The organism is Bacillus sp. PK6-16 (assembly GCF_056530295.1).
In genome coordinates, this window is the sequence record NZ_CP096511.1 from 3402282 (window position 1) to 3420618 (window position 18337).

At 34.4% G+C, this 18337-nt stretch carries 18 protein-coding genes and 2 other annotated features; of the genes, 3 read left to right on the plus strand and 15 right to left on the minus strand.

Going from position 1 to position 18337, the window contains the following annotated elements; translation table 11 throughout:
- Positions 1-62 precede the first annotated feature (62 nt).
- From M1D66_RS17380 to M1D66_RS17400, 5 genes are all read right to left on the minus strand, one after another.
- Complete coding sequence (locus M1D66_RS17380) at positions 63-272, minus strand: DUF6366 family protein (RefSeq protein ID WP_086385894.1); 210 nt, start codon at positions 270-272, stop codon at positions 63-65.
- Between the two features lie 133 nt (positions 273-405).
- A complete protein-coding gene (thrB, locus tag M1D66_RS17385; protein ID WP_242554652.1) occupies positions 406-1299 on the minus strand; it encodes a homoserine kinase in 894 nt (297 codons plus the stop codon).
- A complete protein-coding gene (gene thrC, locus M1D66_RS17390; protein WP_242554653.1) occupies positions 1296-2354 on the minus strand; it encodes a threonine synthase in 1059 nt (352 codons plus the stop codon). The genes thrB and thrC overlap by 4 nt, the downstream gene beginning before the upstream one ends.
- Positions 2347-3642 (minus strand): homoserine dehydrogenase, encoded by a 1296-nt coding sequence (locus M1D66_RS17395; protein WP_016124457.1) that lies wholly within the window; start codon positions 3640-3642, stop codon positions 2347-2349. The genes thrC and M1D66_RS17395 overlap by 8 nt, the downstream gene beginning before the upstream one ends.
- Positions 3643-3797: 155 nt before the next feature.
- Positions 3798-4029 (minus strand) — a binding site (T-box leader).
- Positions 4030-4145: 116 nt separating this feature from the next.
- Positions 4146-4377: a binding site (T-box leader), on the minus strand.
- Between the two features lie 384 nt (positions 4378-4761).
- A complete protein-coding gene (locus tag M1D66_RS17400) occupies positions 4762-5400 on the minus strand; it encodes a pyridoxamine 5'-phosphate oxidase family protein (RefSeq protein ID WP_197323854.1) in 639 nt (212 codons plus the stop codon).
- Positions 5401-5481: 81 nt separating this feature from the next.
- Here M1D66_RS17400 and M1D66_RS17405 point away from each other — a divergent pair, with 81 nt between their 5' ends.
- A complete protein-coding gene (locus M1D66_RS17405; protein WP_242554654.1) occupies positions 5482-6090 on the plus strand; it encodes an NUDIX hydrolase in 609 nt (202 codons plus the stop codon).
- Between the two features lie 47 nt (positions 6091-6137).
- Here M1D66_RS17405 and M1D66_RS17410 read toward each other — a convergent pair whose 3' ends face one another.
- From M1D66_RS17410 to M1D66_RS17440, 7 genes are all read right to left on the minus strand, one after another.
- Positions 6138-6476 carry an SdpI family protein gene (locus tag M1D66_RS17410; protein ID WP_025118474.1) on the minus strand — a complete coding sequence of 113 codons (339 nt, stop codon included), beginning with the start codon at positions 6474-6476 and terminating at the stop codon, positions 6138-6140.
- A 70-nt stretch (positions 6477-6546) separates the two neighbouring features.
- Positions 6547-7374 (minus strand): peptidoglycan-N-acetylglucosamine deacetylase, encoded by an 828-nt coding sequence (locus M1D66_RS17415; RefSeq protein ID WP_242554655.1) that lies wholly within the window; start codon positions 7372-7374, stop codon positions 6547-6549.
- A gap of 118 nt (positions 7375-7492) precedes the next feature.
- The gene (locus M1D66_RS17420; RefSeq protein WP_086385889.1) at positions 7493-8365 is read right to left on the minus strand and encodes an aminoglycoside 6-adenylyltransferase; all 873 of its coding nucleotides are present in this window, start codon (positions 8363-8365) and stop codon (positions 7493-7495) included.
- A gap of 290 nt (positions 8366-8655) precedes the next feature.
- Positions 8656-9375 carry a 3-ketoacyl-ACP reductase gene (locus M1D66_RS17425; protein WP_000818985.1) on the minus strand — a complete coding sequence of 240 codons (720 nt, stop codon included), beginning with the start codon at positions 9373-9375 and terminating at the stop codon, positions 8656-8658.
- Positions 9376-9602: 227 nt separating this feature from the next.
- Positions 9603-10676, minus strand: coding sequence for an envelope stress sensor histidine kinase HitS (gene hitS, locus M1D66_RS17430; protein ID WP_065211678.1), 1074 nt, complete (start codon positions 10674-10676; stop codon positions 9603-9605).
- Positions 10673-11350, minus strand: a complete 678-nt coding sequence (gene hitR / locus M1D66_RS17435) for an envelope stress response regulator transcription factor HitR (RefSeq protein WP_000612414.1) — start codon at positions 11348-11350, stop codon at positions 10673-10675. Before hitR ends, hitS begins: the two co-directional genes overlap by 4 nt.
- An 85-nt stretch (positions 11351-11435) precedes the next feature.
- Complete coding sequence (locus M1D66_RS17440; RefSeq protein ID WP_000453883.1) at positions 11436-13196, minus strand: ABC transporter ATP-binding protein; 1761 nt, start codon at positions 13194-13196, stop codon at positions 11436-11438.
- 240 nt (positions 13197-13436) lie between these two features.
- Between M1D66_RS17440 and M1D66_RS17445 the strand changes: the two genes are divergently transcribed.
- Complete coding sequence (locus M1D66_RS17445; RefSeq protein ID WP_001194315.1) at positions 13437-14201, plus strand: alpha/beta fold hydrolase; 765 nt, start codon at positions 13437-13439, stop codon at positions 14199-14201.
- A gap of 97 nt (positions 14202-14298) precedes the next feature.
- Here the strand turns inward: M1D66_RS17445 and entFM are convergent, their stop codons facing one another.
- The gene (entFM, locus tag M1D66_RS17450) at positions 14299-15549 is read right to left on the minus strand and encodes an enterotoxin EntFM (RefSeq protein ID WP_242554656.1); all 1251 of its coding nucleotides are present in this window, start codon (positions 15547-15549) and stop codon (positions 14299-14301) included.
- Positions 15550-16287: 738 nt separating this feature from the next.
- Here entFM and M1D66_RS17455 point away from each other — a divergent pair.
- Positions 16288-16458 (plus strand): hypothetical protein, encoded by a 171-nt coding sequence (locus tag M1D66_RS17455; RefSeq protein WP_001244279.1) that lies wholly within the window; start codon positions 16288-16290, stop codon positions 16456-16458.
- Positions 16459-16505: 47 nt separating this feature from the next.
- Here the strand turns inward: M1D66_RS17455 and M1D66_RS17460 are convergent, their stop codons facing one another.
- Positions 16506-17108, minus strand: a complete 603-nt coding sequence (locus M1D66_RS17460; RefSeq protein ID WP_175879510.1) for a nitroreductase family protein — start codon at positions 17106-17108, stop codon at positions 16506-16508.
- A 246-nt stretch (positions 17109-17354) separates the two neighbouring features.
- Positions 17355-18308 carry a D-alanyl-D-alanine carboxypeptidase family protein gene (locus M1D66_RS17465; protein WP_097862606.1) on the minus strand — a complete coding sequence of 318 codons (954 nt, stop codon included), beginning with the start codon at positions 18306-18308 and terminating at the stop codon, positions 17355-17357.
- Positions 18309-18337: the final 29 nt, after the last annotated feature.

Here is an 18337-nt window from a genome sequence, read left to right on the forward strand (position 1 = left end):
GTAACTGCGTTTTTTCTCAATAATTATGAAACTAAACAAATCAAAATTTTAACAAGCATTCTTCAACTGAAAAAATAAGTGTATACAATGTATCCTAAAAATAGTACTAAAATGATTATTCCTGTGCCTTTCCAATTCATACCGCCTGCTATATCAACTGGACTACCTGTTTCCGCTCTATTGAGTCCGTCATGTAAAGAACCCGTAGGATTACTTTTTAATTCACTTTGTCTCATATGCTCTCTTTTTTCTTCTGGTGACTCTTTATTCATGTAATCACCTCCAAAATGAATGCACTCTTTACTTACATTATTCAAAATCAACATTTGTTTTATATTTTCTTCCGAAAAAACCTAATTTAAAATAGGTTTGCAACGTAAAGAAAGCTAGCCATGCCAGCTTTCTTTACGATCCAATATGCTCTTCCTTATTTACAATAATACCTTTATGGTCGATTTCAAGCTCACATACTTTCATATCTGTAAATACTCTCGCTAATTGCTCAGCGATTTCTTGACGTTTCTCATATGGCGTTAATATAAAAATAGATGGTCCCGCACCGCTAAGTGCTGTACCGTACGCACCAAATTCTTTTGCGCATTTACGAATAGATGGTAATAACGGTACGAGTTCTAAACGATATGGCTCGTGAAAATGGTCTCTCTCCATCATTTCACCTACAACTTCCCACCGCTTTTGACATAATGCAGCTACTAATACGTTACTTATCGCACTCGCTTTAACTGCCTCATGAAACGGAAACACCTTTGGTAATACAGATCGACTTTCATCTGTATTTAATTCTTCATTCGGAATAAGAGAAATTACCCCTAACTCCTTGCTCTCAATTCTTACGACGGAAATATCCTTTCCATCAAGTGCTCCGATTACAGTTCCACCTAATATAGAAGCAGCAACATTATCAGGATGTCCTTCAAAATTTGTAGCAATTTGAACTTTTTGATCAGCAGTTAAGTTCAAATTGCCTAGTTGATTCGCAAGTTCTATCCCAGCTACAATCGCTGATGCACTACTTCCTAGCCCTCTCGTTAATGGGATATTACTAGTAACTTCTATTATATGGGGTGATATAGAAGGACAGACTTTACATGCCGTGCTAACGATTAAATTTTTATCGTCTGTCGGAATTGATTCTTCAAAGGAATGGATTACTTGCCATTTATCAGCTTTTTCTTTAACCACCACATCTAAATACAATGACAAAGCTATTCCAACTGAATCAAATCCAGGACCAACATTTGCCGTACTAGCAGGGACACGAACACTTAATGGTATCACGACATAATCACCCCTTTAATATGATCTTTAATTTGTTCTATATCATTTGACAAACTTGCGATGTCTAGTTGATTTGAAGAAATAGCGATATCAGGATCCTTCAAACCATTTCCAGTTAATACTGCAACAACTGTTTCTCCCTTTTTGATTTTTCCAGATTCAACATGTTTAATTACGCCGGCTAATGAAGCATTTGATCCTGGTTCAGCGAAAACTCCTTCAGTTTTTGCTAATAACCTATACGCATGTAAAATTTCTTCATCTGATACCATATCTATTTCACCACGAGACTGCTCGGCAGCCTCTACTGCATATGACCAACTTGCTGGGTTACCGATGCGAATCGCTGTTGCAATTGTTTCAGGTTCTTCAATTACATGCCCTTTTACAATTGCAGCTGCTCCTTCCGCTTCAAAACCATGGATTCTTGGCTTCTTATAACCTTTTTCTTTCTCATATTCACAGAAACCTTTCCAATATGCTGTAATATTTCCTGCGTTCCCAACAGGGATAGCTAGAACATCTGGTGCATTTTGCAATTGGTCACAAATTTCAAATGCTGCCGTTTTTTGCCCTTCAATTCGATAAGGATTCACTGAATTTACTAACGCAATCAGCTCTTCTGCAGCAATATTTCTTACAGCCTTAAGTGCATCATCGAAATTCCCTTCTATTGAAATAATTTCAGCTCCATAAGCGACCGCTTGCGCTAATTTTCCATGTGCAATCTTTCCTTCTGGTATTACGATAATGCATTTCATCCCAAGACGTGCCGCATATGCTGCAGCTGATGCTGATGTATTACCTGTTGATGCACAAATGATTGCTTCTGAACCTTCTTCTTTCGCCTTAGCAACTGCCATGACCATACCACGATCTTTAAAAGAACCTGTCGGATTCGCTCCTTCGTACTTACCGTATAGCTGAATCCCTAATTGTTTTGATATGTTTAATAATGGAATAAGTGGTGTGTTTCCTTCCATTAAGCTGACATCAGGTGTATTTTCATTCACCGGTAAATAAGAAGCATACTGTTTTAATAGTCCTTTATACATATTGTTTTTCCTCCTCAATAATGTAGTAACTGTTTATTTCACTTGCGACAGCTTCTATCGCTCCTAAAACTCGTTCAAATTGATACTTGGAAGTTCGATGTGTCACAACAACAACTTCTGCCAGTTCACGGTTTAAAGGTAATTGAATAACTTCTTTTAAACTTACAGAGTAATTAACGAAACATTCTGTTATTTTTTGCAACATCCCAGGCTCATCTCGTAATGAAATACGCAAGAAATATTTCGAAACTACTTCTTCATCACCTTGTAATTCATAAGGAACTGGTTCTTTTAACGCACTTTTATTTTTCGGCACTTGATTCATATTTTTAACGATGGAAATAATATCACTTACTACAGCAGAACCAGTTGGCAACTTTCCAGCTCCAGGTCCGTAAAACATTACTTCTCCTACCGCTTGACCGTGAACATATACTGCATTAAATTCATTATTCACATTTGATAATGGATGCTGGCTCGGTAAAAGCGTCGGTTCTACACTTAAATGAATGGCTGATCCTTGTTTTTCTGCTTTCCCAATTAACTTCATAGTAAATCCTAACTTTTCAGCCATTTGTAAATCTTCTTTTTCGACCTTTCGAATCCCTCTTACTTGCACATCATCTAATGAAACATTCATCGAAAAACCTAAGTTTGCAAGAATCGCTACCTTTCTCGCCGCATCTAGTCCATCTACATCTGCTGTCGGATCCGATTCTGCAAAGCCTAATTTTTGTGCTTCCTGTAAAGCCTCTTCATAAGACCATCCATTTTGACTCATTTTTGTTAACATATAATTTGTTGTACCATTTACAATTCCCATTATTTTTTCAATTTGATCTGATGCTAGCCCATCAGTTAGTCCTCTTAACACTGGAATACCGCCCGCTACACTCGCTTCGTAACATAAATCACAATCATTATCGTTCGCCAGTTGAAGAAGCTCTGCACCATATACAGCCATTAAATCTTTATTTGCTGTTACGACATGCTTTTTATTTCGTAAAGCCTTAACAATATGCTGCTTTGCTTCTTCAATTCCACCCATTACCTCTACTACAATATCAATATTTGAATCATTTAGAACTTCATCTGCATGACTTGTTACTGCAATTCCATCAATACAAACATCGCGTTCTTTTTCCAAATCACGTACAACGACTGTTTTCACTTTCACTTCGTATCCTGTATCAAGTGCGATTTTTTTATAATGTTCTTTCAAAATATGAACAACACCACTTCCGACCGTACCTAAACCTAATACCCCAACATTTATAACGTTATTCATCTTCTAATCTCCTCCTAAAAGTTTAATTGTTACATCTATAAATCACCTTACTCTGCTTTTTTGTCATGCAGGTGGTGGTTATTTCCGTACTTATAAATCGTTTCATATTACCGCACCTCCTTTCAAAGTAATAAAAAAAACACACCCATCCCTAGGAAAGGGACGAATGTGTTTTCGTGGTTCCACCCTTGTTCCAATCTAGACGTATTTCTCCCTAGATTGCTCAAGTTCAGATAACGGCTGATACCGTCAATAATTACTAGATTACTCGTTCACTATTGAAGTTCAAAGGTGGTAAAATCATTTCTCGTGTTAGGAAGCTCACACCCTTGGCTTCCCTCTCTGTAAACCGTAAAAATGATTTCTTGTCCTTATCGTTACTTTTTTCGTTCATGTTTATTTGTTAACTCATTATACTCGCATAAAAAACAAAATCAATACTATTTTTTAATTATTTTAAATTTTCGATCTATAATACTATAAAAAAACACATTCTTCCCTAGGAAAGGGACGAATGTGTTTTCGTGGTTCCACCCTTGTTCCAATCTAGACGTATTTCTCCCTAGATTGCTCAAGTTCAGATAACGGCTGATACCGTCAATAATTACTAGATTACTCGTTCACTATTGAAGTTCAAAGGTGGTAAAATCATTTCTCGTGTTAGGAAGCTCACACCCTTGACTTCCCTCTCTGTAAACCGTAAAAATGATTTCGTGTCCTTATCATTACTTTTTCGTTCATGTCTATTTGTTAACTTATTATAGTTATCAACTTTTTAAAAAGCAAGCCTATTTTTACTAACTATTTTCAAAATAACTTTTTATTATATTTCACAATAGCATTATGCAACTGCCACTCAATTTACCTATTTTGTCATTTCTCCAGTTTATAAATCAACGGTTCATATATAAAGTGAAACTTTAATCAGTGGGGATTTTGTTCATCCCCACTGATTATTAGCCTTCACCAATCGGGATATTACGGGCAGTTGATTCCCACCTGACTTCTTTGTTTTCGCTGAATTTTGAGGTAGGGGTCTTACTGCCCGTTAATGCGGGATAAATTCCCCATTCTAAAACCCGTACATATCTGCTCTACAAAACTATATTAATAAAATTTTTAATACAATCTTTTTGTATAACTTTCTTCTAAAGAACGTGCAACATCTTCTTCTGAAGTATTCACTTTCGCATGCTCCAGCAACATTTTTGCTGCTGAAGGTAACTCTTTTTTATTTAACCAAGATTCTGATTCCCACATCTTAGAACGAATAAACGCTTTTGCACAATGAATGTAACACTCTTCTATTTCAACAACAATTCCAAGTAACGGATTGCGTCCATTCGCCTGCATTTCTTTCAAAATTTCTTCGTCGTTTGTAATATATGCTTGGCCATTTATTCTGAGTGTCTCCCCAAGACCTGGAATAAAAAAGATTAATCCTACACGTGGATTTGAAATAATATTCAAAATGGAGTCTATACGACGATTTCCTGGTCTTTCTGGAATGATAATTTTATTATTATTGAGTACGTATACAAATCCAGGTGCGTCTCCTCTCGGCGAGGCGTCACACTCCCCCAACTTATTTGCAGTAGATAATACTAGAAAAGGAGATTTAGAAAGGAAATCTACACAATGGTGGTCTAATGATGAAATAACTTTTTTCAATGCTCGCTCACTTGGTTGCCCCAATATTTTTCGTAACTCTTCCTCTGTTGAAATAATCGATTTTATTTCCATACGCTCTATCTCCACTTATAATCGCCCCTTTTTCTTTATTTTCCCAAAATTCAATACGAATATTGTATAATAAAATTTGCAGAAAGGGGAATTAAAATGACAGAGTGGTTAACAATATTTGATTCTGAAAGAAATACACTTGGGAAGAAATTACGCGATGAAGTGCATCGTGACGGTGATTGGCACGAAACATTTCACTGTTGGTTTGTAGAAAAAGATGCTAAAGATATATTCTTATATTTCCAGTTACGCTCTAAAAATAAAAAAGAAGCTCCATGTATATGGGATATTACTTCAGCTGGACATATTATGCATGATGAAGATGTACAAATTGGTGGTCTTCGTGAAATCGAAGAAGAATTGGGGCTTTCCTTTCAAACTACTGATTTAGTATACAAAGGAATCTTTAAAATAGACTATGAAATTTCAAATCTTACTGATCGTGAATTTTGTCATATGTATTTTCACAATGTCATCAATCCACTTCCATTCGCACCAGGTGAAGAAGTAGACGATGTGATGAAAGTACATGCAACTTCTTTTCTACAACTATTAAATGGAGAGATTTCATCTTTAAAAACGATTTCAGTCTTAAACAATAAACCGATTACGATAACATTTGAAGATATTTATCCGTATGATCTTGCATACTATGAATTTGTTATAGAGCAAGGAAAAGAATTATTAAAAAATAATAGTTTATAAATAAAATAGGACTCCTAGCATAATATTGCGTAGAGTCCTATTTTTTATTATTGTTCAAGTATTTTTAATCTACTCTCTACTTGTATAAATAAACGAATGATTAATAACAGCATAACCACTATAATCGCTATTATTGTATGTGGATATCTAAACAGTATACTAATAACACTTCCAATTAACATCATGATAAATCCGTTTTGCTTCATCACTTCTGCACTATACCTGTTACCCGCATCCCATAATTCCTTATTTTTCATAGATCGTTTCGTACGATAACCATATGCCGCATTAATATCGGTCGGTGGATTTTTTTGAAGAATAATTGCCGCAAGTATAAAAATAATACCAATCAATATGCTTATTCCTATGTTTACTAGTGCATCAATCAATTATATCCCCCCTAACTTACACTTTCATTATACGACACAACCCTTATTTTTCCAATTTATAACACATTCACTTTCTTTCTTTCGATGTCTGGAACATACTTGGAAGTGTTACAAAACGTGCCCCTTTCGTTTTTAACTGCGGAATGATTTTGTCCAGTGCATCAACAGATCCTTGTAAATGCCCACCTGGAGTAGAATGCTGCAGTATGACACTACCTGGAAATGAATTCCCTAACACATTATTTGTAATCGTATCGGCACTTACACCTTTCCAATCAACTGTATCAACACTCCACTGTACAATCATAAAATTTTGCTCAGTTGCCCAATTCAATTGATTTTCAAGTATTTCACCATACGGTGGACGTATAAATTTAGGGGCATAGCCGGCTAAACGTTTTAATATTTCTTCCGTTTTTATAATTTGATTACGGTACTCATCCTCATTTACTTTCGCTAAGTTCGGATGACTATACGTATGATTACCAATTACATGCCCTTCATTTGCAATACGCTTTACTACGTTCGGAAATTTTTCTGCGTTTTCACCAAGTAAGAAAAAAGTACCTTTTACATTATGTTGTTTTAACTTATCTAAAATTTTTGGCGTGAATTCTAAATCTGGTCCATCATCAAATGTAAGAGCGACTTCCGCTTTATTATACGGTCCTGAAAATGCGTACGCATATTTTTCAACCCATGAAAATGGTGTCCACGATCCACGATCATCTGCTTTCATTTTCACTTCATAGTTTTGAGGAATATATACGTATGGCAATGCGCTTATATATTCTCCATAATAAAATGAGTTATATGGCATATAAGCATACGAAACATCTCGTTCTAGTCCCCATTGATATGGAGCAAACATTTGTGGCGAATAAAAATAATACATGATAAAAAACCTCCCTAAATTTTCATATGTGATTCATCTGCACTTTGTTAGAGAAATTGTTAGTCATAAACAAAAATAAGACTGTCCTTAATTAGGACAGCCTTACTACTTTATATTATTAATAAATTGATGTACTATCTTTTGGCAAAGCTTTCACATGTTTTAAATAATTCGTCACTTTATCATCCTCATCTTGCGGATATTGATATTCATATGTGTTAGCGATTTCGTTCGCCACTTCCCTAAATAAATCACCCATGACAAAGAATGACTCCCATATGTTTTCATATTCTGCATTAGAAAATGTCCTTTTAAATTGCTCCCACATATCTTCTTCAATATATTGCTCGAAATGCTTTCCAAACTTCCCTGTATTAACTGTAAAGTCTGTTTTCATACCAATATGCCATTCTAGCATTACGATGAACATATCTCGCACTGGTCCTTCAAGCATTCCTTTTGCATAAGAAAGTTCCTCTCGCCATAACCCTTTTGCCACATTTGTACTACACCACCAAAATTCATTACAACAATCTAAAAACTCTTTTTCTGTAGGCTTTTTTATTAAGTAATCCTTATCGCTTGCTGGCGGGAATTCTTCCAGACAATTATCTTTATCAAGAAGCAGTTTACTTAAACTATCTTGTCCAACGAACTTTTTTATTAACTCAACTGGAACTAGCGTTAAATCAATCCGATTCCCATCCATGAACTGCATTAAATACGGAAACTTCCCATCTTCATCTGGTTGAACTAACGACATTTCTTCTGGCATTTGTACTATCATTATTTCTCCAAATCTATGAACCCAATTATGATTAGACGTAAAAGATTGTATATCATTTACAACATACATAATATCATAGTCTTGAAAACAATCTCTTTTCACATTTGGATTTACACGCGATCCATTCATGATAACTGCTCGAATTCTTTCATCCTCTTTTGCTATATTTATAATTACGTCTAACATTTCTTTTTCAGTTCTCATCTACTTATATCCTCCAATTTTTTAATATATAATATAGTGTTATGTATACTGGAGGTCCACGAGCTAATCTCGTTATACACGATACATGTTATAATTTTTGAAACTTCTTTTTCATCCCTTTTTCCTCCTTACATCACTCTTTTACAACTGCCATCCCTTTCAATTTCCCAATGCTTTCTACCATTTACTTTTAATTATACCGAAAATTCTGTCTCGAATACAAAAAATAAAGAAGGGATATCTACCCCTTACAGAATAGATATCCCTTCTTTTAAATATAAATTTAATTCCTATGGATTAGTAGACCAAAGCCCAGCAGATTTAATAAACGTACGTTTATTTAATTTCAGCTGCGCTACGATAAATTCTGCAATATCTTCTGCTTGCATTACTTTATCAGGGTTTCCATCAGTTAATCCTAAATCTACAGCCATATCAGTTGCTACTGTACTTGGAGTTAAAGCTGTTACACGAATGTTATGTTTGCGAACTTCCATCGCTAACGATTCTGTTAAGCCAAGGACACCAAATTTAGAAGCACTATATGCACTTGTTACAGGTGCACCTTTTTGTCCTGCTGTAGATGAAATGTTAATGATATCACCAGATTGTTGTTCAATCATGCTCGGTAAAGCTGCACGAGTTGCATAGTATACACCCATTAAGTTTACTTGAATGATTTTTTCCCAATCAGCAACGTCTAGTTCTAAAAACTTACCGAATTTAGAAATACCAGCGTTATTAATTAAAATATCGATAGATCCTAAACCATTTTTTAACGTTTCAATCGCAGTTGTTACTTCTTCGTATGAAGAAACATCAGCAGTTGCAATAACAGCTTTTACACCTTCTGCTTCTACTTCTTTCGCTACAGCTTTTAAGTTTTCTTCTGAACGAGCTAATAAGCCTACATTTACGCCTTCTTTCGCTAATGCGATTGCTACAGCGCGACCAATCCCTCTACCTGCTCCTGTAATTAAAGCATTTTTACCTTGTAATAATTCTGCCAAGTATAACACTCCTTAATCATCTCAGTTATGTATTATATTAAAATTGTATCTATGTTTATGTAAAAAGGCAATGATGCACTTTCATGTGCGTAGGTTACTTGTAGGTAACTGTAGAAAATTACTATGCATTTATTACACGTATTTATCATTATTCATGCAAAATAAAGACACCCTCCTCATAAGAGAGTGTCTGCGTATGAAATAAAAAATGGTTCTTTATCACTACACTATTTTTCTTCATAATTAGGAATACGCACAATAAATTCAGTACCTTTTCCTTCCTCACTCTCCACTTTTATCTCTCCTTGATGAAGGTCGACTACTTTCTTTACAATAGCTAAACCTAAGCCACTTCCTCCATAGGCACGATTTCGTGAAGAATCCGCTTTATAAAAACGCTCAAAAATATGTTGTTTCTGTTCTTCTGATATACCAATTCCTGAATCACGGATACGCACTTCCACTACTGTCTCATGTTCCTTTAACTGAATAGTAATCGTACCACCGCTTGGAGTAAATTTAATACTATTATGAATTAAATTAATCCACACTTGACTCATACTTTCTTGGTCAGCAATAACATATACTTTTTCTAAATCTAATTCTAACTCAATTTCTTTTTCAGCCCAGAGTGGTTCACTATTTAACACAATTTGCTTTAATTGTTGATCTAATCGATAGCTCACTCTTTCTGGTGTATACTCTTCTGATTCTAAAAGAGTTAGCTTTAGTAAATTTTGACTTAGTTTAGATAATCTCGTTGTTTCAGTTTCAATAATGGTAAGATAATGCTTTCTTTTTTCCTCAGAAAAATTATCTTCTTGTAGTGCTCTAGCAAATCCTTTTATAGAAGTTAATGGTGACTGTATTTCATGAGAAACATTTGATACAAACTCTTGTCTCATTTTCTCCATCGTATTCAGTTCATCTGTCATATCATTTATACTTTTTACGAGCACGCCAATTTCACCATCATACTTTTCTTCATTTCTTATTTTTACGGAGAAGTCTCCTTTTGCAATTTTTTGTATCGGTTCAATAATAGTCCAAATCATCGCCTCTCGTTTTGGTCTCATTAATATTCCAATCAATGTCCAAATAAGAATAATAAAGACAAAACCGACCATATCACTAATTAGAAAGGCAACAAACGGCGATACGTTTACGTCAAAAGCATTCAATAAACTAGTTGCTACATAAAATGCGATAGACCAAATGATAGTAAGAATAGAAAAGAGCGCTAATACCGCTCCAAATACTTTCAGCATCTTCAACTTACTCATTCGTTTTCTTTTTCTCATTTACTTACCTCTAAGCGATACCCTAATCCTCTTATTGTTTTAATACTAAATTTCGATTGCTCTTCTTGAAACTTCTCACGTAACCGATTAATATGAACGTCTAGTGTACGTTCATTCCCTTCAAAATCATATCCCCATATTTCTTCAATTAATTGCTCTCTCGAACAAGTTCTTCCCGATTTAGACCCTAAAGTAAAGAGCAGCTCAAATTCTTTTAACGGTAACGTAACCGTTTGTTCTCCAGATGTAACTTCGAATGTTTTACGATTTAATAATACATTTCCAACTTGAATCGATTGCGAAACTGTAATTTGGTAACGTTTCAATAATGCCTTTACTCTCACTACTAATTCTATAGGATCAAATGGTTTTACAAGATAATCATCTGTCCCAAGGTGAAATCCTTTTACTTTTTGTGATGTTTCCCCTTTGGCAGTTAGCATCAGAACCGGGATATCATAGTATTTTCTTAATTCAAAACATACATCAAATCCATCCATATTTGGCATCATGATATCAAGAATAACCATATCGACTTTTACGTCATCCATTTTCTGAAGTGCATCTACTCCATCAATTGCCTCATATGTTTGAAAACCTTCTCGTTCTAAAAATACAGAAACGAGTTCTCTAATGTGTGGATCGTCATCTACTATTAAAATTTTAGGTATCAAAGGAACCATTTCCTTTCTACTTAGCATCTAATATATTGTTTAAAAATGAATCATCAGTGGAGTAAAATCCCACTGATGATTCATTTTATAATGCACCCTCTTTAATTTTCAATTGCTGCGTTGCAAACTCACGATACATATCATGCGTCTGTAATAATTCATCATGCGTACCACTACCTGTAAGATTCCCTTTTTCAATAAAGACAATTTTATCTGCATCTACAACAGTAGAAAGTCTATGCGCAATCACTAATGTTGTTCTGCCTTTCATTAAGTTATTTAACGCTTTTTGAACGACAGACTCAGATTTACTATCTAAGCTTGAAGTCGCCTCATCGAGCATAAGAATTTGCGGATTTCGAAGTAACGCTCGGGCAATGGCAATTCGCTGTCTTTGTCCCCCAGAAAGTTTCACACCGCGTTCTCCAACTTCTGTTGCATAACCGTTTGGTAAGTCATGAATAAATGCATCAACATATGCCATTGCTGCTACTTTTTCAATTTCTTCATCCGTTACTTCGCCCTCAACACCGTAACAAATATTATCACGAATTGTTCCATCAATTAACGGACTATCTTGTGATACGTAACCGATTTGACGTCGCCATGACTCTAATGAATAACTCGTAATTGATTCTTCCCCTAATTTAATGGCGCCACTAGTTGGCTCATAAAAACGTTCCAGTAATGAGAATAACGTTGTTTTCCCACTACCACTTGGTCCTACAATCGCTGTCACTTTTCCAGATTCAATTGTGAAATCAATATTTTTCAAAACTTGCTCTTCTTCGTTATACTCAAAATGTACATTTTCAAGAACAATCGGTTGCTTAGCATTTGTCACTTTCACACCAGTTTCATGATCTTCTACTTCATATTCTAAAATCGTACTAATTCTTTCCGTTGCACCAATTGCCTTTTGGAATTGTGTAAAGAACATAGATAATTGACTCATCGGCATTACAATTTGAACTAAATACAAAATAAACGCTACAAGTTCACCGGTTGTTAATGCACCGCTAGAAACTCGCATCCCGCCATACCCTACGATAATAACAAGTAGTGCCATTAAAACAAACGACATAACTGGCGAAATTAATGCTTGCACTTTCCCTTCTTTCAAACCAAATTGTAATAACTTTTGTATACCTGTATTGCCCGTTTCATATTCTCTTTTTTCTGTATTTGAAGATTTCACTAAACGAATTTCTGATAACACTTGCGTTAACACACTTGTAAAAGATGCCGTTTCATCTTGAAGCGCTTTTGAAATCTTATACATTTTTCGTCCAAGTGGAACTAAAATTAATACAGACAACGGAATAACCGTTAAAAGTAACGCAGTCATTTTCCAATCTAAAACAAATAATACAATTAACGATCCAACAATTGAAATACCGCCTGTTAATAAGTTTGACAAATGCTCAGAAATTAACGTTTTCACTACACCTGTATCATTCGTCATACGGCTAATTGTATCACCTGTTCTATTTTGATCGTAATAAGATACCGGCAAGATAAGTACCTTTTTCCACAAACGTTCTCTTAGTCCCGCTACAATCTTCTGCCCAATATAATTTAGTAAATATATAGACAACCCTGCCGCAATAGTTTGCATTACAAAGAAAGCAACTAATCCAACAATTTGTCCTGCACTAATTGAAGAAAGCGAAAAATTATCTACTAATCCTTTTGTAAGCATAGGAATAAATAAACTCGCTCCCGTAGAAAGCAAACTCATTAATAACGCAAAAACTAAAATTCCTTTCGGAGGATTTGTATCTTGAATAAGGCGTAAAAACTGCCTCCAACTCCCTTTTTTCTTCATTTCATTTCTAACTTCCATTCCTGTTCATCTCCTCGTGTTAAACAAAACTGTTCTTTCTAAAATTAGAATACGATACAAATGTAAACTGAATGTAAACACACTTTTTCTATTTTTACAAAATATACATAAAAACTCATCTTTACAACAGATATAAACATCTGATATTATTACCTGGTACTTAATATTATTCTATGTAAATTATAGATAAATAATTTACAACACGATATAAATCTCCAGTTAGTGAAAGGAGTATCCTTTTTGCAAACAAATATACATTCTAAAAAGGAAACAATTATTTTTATTCATGGATTAGTTGGCAATCGTCGCGCCTTCAAAAAGGAGCAAAAACGTTTTTCTTCCTCCTACAACATTATAACTTATGACTTATTAGGTCACGGTGATGATAAAGGAGAAGCAATCGACTTTTCATTACAGCGCCTCGTAGATCAATTATTAAACTTATATGAGCAAGAAGGTATTAAAAAAGCACATATTTGTGCGCTAAGTTACGGCTGTTACATCTCTACAATTTTTGCACAAATGCATCCAGAAAAAGTATTAAGTATTTGTCATATTGGAGGACATTACAATAACCCTTCTCGTTTATATAATGTATTTCAAAATTTTTGGGAGAAGCGAGGAGATGAATACTCTAAATGGCTCTCTCAATACGCAAATACTATTTTTCCAAGTGGTATACTAAAAGCAAATCCGTTCGCAGTCATTTCAAGAAATATTTACTACCGTTTCGGATTACAATTACATTCATCCATAATTGCCCAGTCATTACGACATCGGTTAGAATTCGATTTAAAATCTAAATTAAAATCACTTCCTCACCCTATACTATGGGTAATGGGAGAGCATGATCATCTCTATAAATCTTGTCTATTTGATTTGAAATCTATTTTGCCTAACGTTCTATATAGGGAAATACCTTTAGCAGGACATGCAGCGAACTTATTTCGTCCTAACTATTTCCATGACTTATATGATCGATTTTTAAATGGAAAGTTAAAATAAAAACTATTAAACTTCCAATTTATTCAACTATAAAAAGGCTTCCCAAGTTTCCTTGGAAAGCCTTTTCTCTATACGAAAAGTATATAAAACTACTTTCTTAGTATGCTTTTGTGTAACCAGTTAGATGTTTAGCCCAGTAAGAGTTATTAATTGAACTAATTCTTACACCAACTGTTTCATTCTCCGCACTAATGAACTTACCATTTCCTAAATAAATACCCATGTGAGAAAGACCTTTTTTATAAGTATTAGAGAAGTATACTAAATCACCTGGTTGTGGATTGCTTGTTTTTGTTTTCGAACTCCAGTATCCAGCAACATCTAAACGGCTACCTTTATGACCAGTTTGATTTAAAACGTAGTAAATGAATCCACTGCAATCGAAACCTCCTTTAGGAGTTTCACCACCGAATACATATTTCGAACCATCTAAAGATCTAGCGAATCCAGCGATTGAAGATGTATCTCCACCTGTTGTTGGTTGTTGAACGTTATTTGTAACGTTGTTTACTCCGCCTTTTACAAACTTAACGAAGTCTGCACTTACGTAACCTGTGCGGCCGTTATGGTTAATTTTGTACCAACCATTTTCAGCGCCAGTAACGTTTAATACTTTACCATTTGTTACTCCACCGATTACAGCGTTGTATGTAGCTGGGCCTGTACGTACTTTTAAAGCACCAGTGTTAACAACATAAGAACCACCAGTTTGAACTGTTGTAGTATTGTTGTTTGTAGTTGGTTGTTGTGTTTCGTTAGATACAGCAGAACCACCTTTTGTTACGAAGTCTTTGCTTACGTATCCAGTTCCACCATTGAAGTTGATTTTAAACCAATCTTGTACTTCACCTACAACTTGTACTGTTTTACCTTTGTTTACAGAACCTAATACTGTATGAGATGTACTTGGGCCTGTACGTACGTTAAGTGAAGAAACGTTTACTGTGTAAGTACCTGTTCCTTGTTGAACAGTCGTTCCTGTTTTGCCACCAGTCGTTACGAAGTCACCACTTACATAACCTGTTTGACCATTTACGTTTACTTTGAACCAACCATTTTCTTGTCCAACTACTTGTAGCACTTGGCCTGATTTTACTTTAGAAATAACGTTATGTCCTGTACCAGCACCTGAACGAACATTTAATACATCAGCAGTTACTGTGTATTTTAATTCAGAAGTTGTTTCTACAGTTTTTGTTTCAGTTACAGTCGTTTGAGTTTGAGTTTGAGTTTGTCCATTAATTTCTTTTAGCGCTTCATTTGAAACTTGTGCATGAGCAGAATCCATTCCTGGAACTGCAACGCCAGCTACAGAAGCTGCTGCTAAACCTGCAATTACTTTTTTCATAAGTTGTCTTTACTTCCTTTCCCTACTATCCTCTTAAAAAAAACTAAAACTTTAATACTTTACAATATTATCAAAGTAAAATATTCATCCAGTTCCATTTTTTAGCAAGAGTTTTATTTTTCACACAGAGTTCATTTTAAATGAACAAAGTGAAATCCGTGTGAACTTCATGTGAACTTTATCATTAAACACAGTGTTTTTGCAATGGTTTTTTCAAATTTCTTATATATCGCATGAAAATTCGACATTCCATTTAATATTTTAATATAAAATATCCCTTTTCTATCTATTATAAAAAATTCTATTAACCTAATACAAACTCAAGTATGTATTTCCTTATAAAGCTCCTTACATAAAGTATACTTTCATCATGACAAAAATCACTCTATTTATCAATAGTATAATATTTTTAGAAAACTAAATTTCTATACTATCTACAATTTTGAAATAATTTGACGAATTGTAAGATTTATTTCACAAAAGCCATTTCTCCTTTAAAGAAAACACACACTATACCAACTGTTCTCTTTTTCCGATAATGGAATTTATAGGATGTTTATAGTATTATATACATATCTTAATAAAAAAGAATTTTAGCGAACTGATTAAAGTTTCATTTTATAAAATGAAACTTTAATCAGTAAGGGTTTTATACATCCTCCGCTAATTTTTAACCCTCACCACTCGGGCTGCCCGTTAATACGGATTTTTATTGGAATAAAAAGAGGAGGCATATTTGTGAGAAATATAATAGATGATCCAATACAAAAAAATATAGAGCTATACTATGCTTTTATTCAATTCGTTTCAATGATAACATTACAAAAAGTATCCGCTATTGAAACACGTAAAAATGAATTAAAAAATCAGATGAAAAATGCCGGACAAAAAAACCCTTATTATGTATAAAAAAAGGTGAACAGGTTATATTCCTGTTCACCTTTTATCAAATTATTTTATTTATAAATTTTCACACGGTTTTCTAACGGTTGGAATTCTTTTTCACCAGCCTGTACTACCGGTTTACCAAATGGCATTTGCGCAGTGAGTTTCCAATTTTCTGGAACACCCCACTCTTTTCTCACTTCTTCATCAATTAGTGGATTGTAATGCTGTAATGTAGCACCAAACCCTTCAATTTCTAAAGCTGTCCAAATTGCAAATTGTAACATTCCTGATGATTGCTGAGACCAAGTTGGGAAATTATCTTTATATAATGCAAAGTTTGCTTGAAGGCCTTCCACTACTTCACTGTCTTCAAAATATAAAACCGTTCCATAACCACTTTTAAATGCATTCATTTTTTCTTCAGTAGGTACAAAGTTATTTTCAGGTACAATTTTTCGTAACGTTTCTTTCGTAATATCCCATAATTTATCATGTTGTTCTCCTAATAAAACAACAACACGAGCACTTTGAGAATTAAAAGCTGAAGGTGTATGTTTTACAGCATGATAAATCACTTCTTGAATTTTCTCATCAGAAACTACTTGCTCTTTACTAATCGCATAAATAGATCTTCTGTCTTCAATTGCTGAGTAAAAATCTTTTGCCATCATAATTCCCTCCAATTTTCAATTGAGGCTATTTCATATGTATATATCATATTACGCCCCTCAAACTTATTATTAATAAGCTTATAACTTTATAATATCACAGCAACAAATAAACTCAAATGTTAACACTTGTATTTAGACTCTTTTTCCTTTTTAAAATGAAAATAAAAAGACTGTTTGTTGTTATCTAAAATTAGTAACAACAAACAGTCTTACTTATGTAGCGATCTAGATTCGTATTTTACTTACTTAATTAACTAATCCAAATGCATACGACATTAACTTATTTGTCTCTGTAAAACGTTTTGTTTTACTTGATGTCCCCATGACCACTGTAATAATTCGATTATCACCTTGCTTTGCAGTCCCAGTAAAACAGTATCCTGCACTATCTGTAAATCCAGTCTTTAGTCCGTCTATTCCTTCTATATATAAACTTTTATTATTTTTATTTAACATGTCGTTTGTGCTTATAACATTAATATTATTAAATGCTAGCTGACTTTGACGTAAGTGAGTCACTTCTAATATTTCCGGATAATCTTTTATAAGATGATACGCCAATTGTGCTACATCACCAGCCGTCATTTTTGTTTCACTTCCATCTGGCTCTTGTAATCCAGAAGCATTTGCAAATTTAGCATGTTCCGACATTTTTAACTGTTTCGCTTTTGCATCCATAAGCTGAACGAAATCTTTCTCCGATTTTGCCATATATTCTGCTAAAGCCACAGCTGAATTATTAGCTGACTCAATCATTAATGCATGATATAAATCTTTAACAGTTAATGTGTCATTAACTTGTACTGGGATTCTCGCTCCCTCTGTTTGTGCCGCCTTCGCACTCATTTTCACTGGATCTTCCCAGCGAACTTTCCCGTTATGTATACTCTCTAGTAGGAGATACGCTGTCATCATCTTAGACATACTAGCTGGTGCAAAAGCTTCATTTTCATTATATTGATAAATAATATCTCCATCACTCGCATCGATAATCATAGCTGCTTTTGCGTTAATTTCTGGTGGGATGTACTTTGGCGGGACTACTTTTTCAGTAAATCCTGCTTTAGGTAGTTCTGCCACTTGCAAAGGTTGTCCCTCTACATTCGCTACGCTCTTTTGATTTCCTTGGAATAAGAACCAACATATCCCTAAAATAATGACTAATAGGACTGTCATCCTTCCCCATTTTAACCGATTCATTTCAAAACTCCTTTAGCAAACCTTTTATA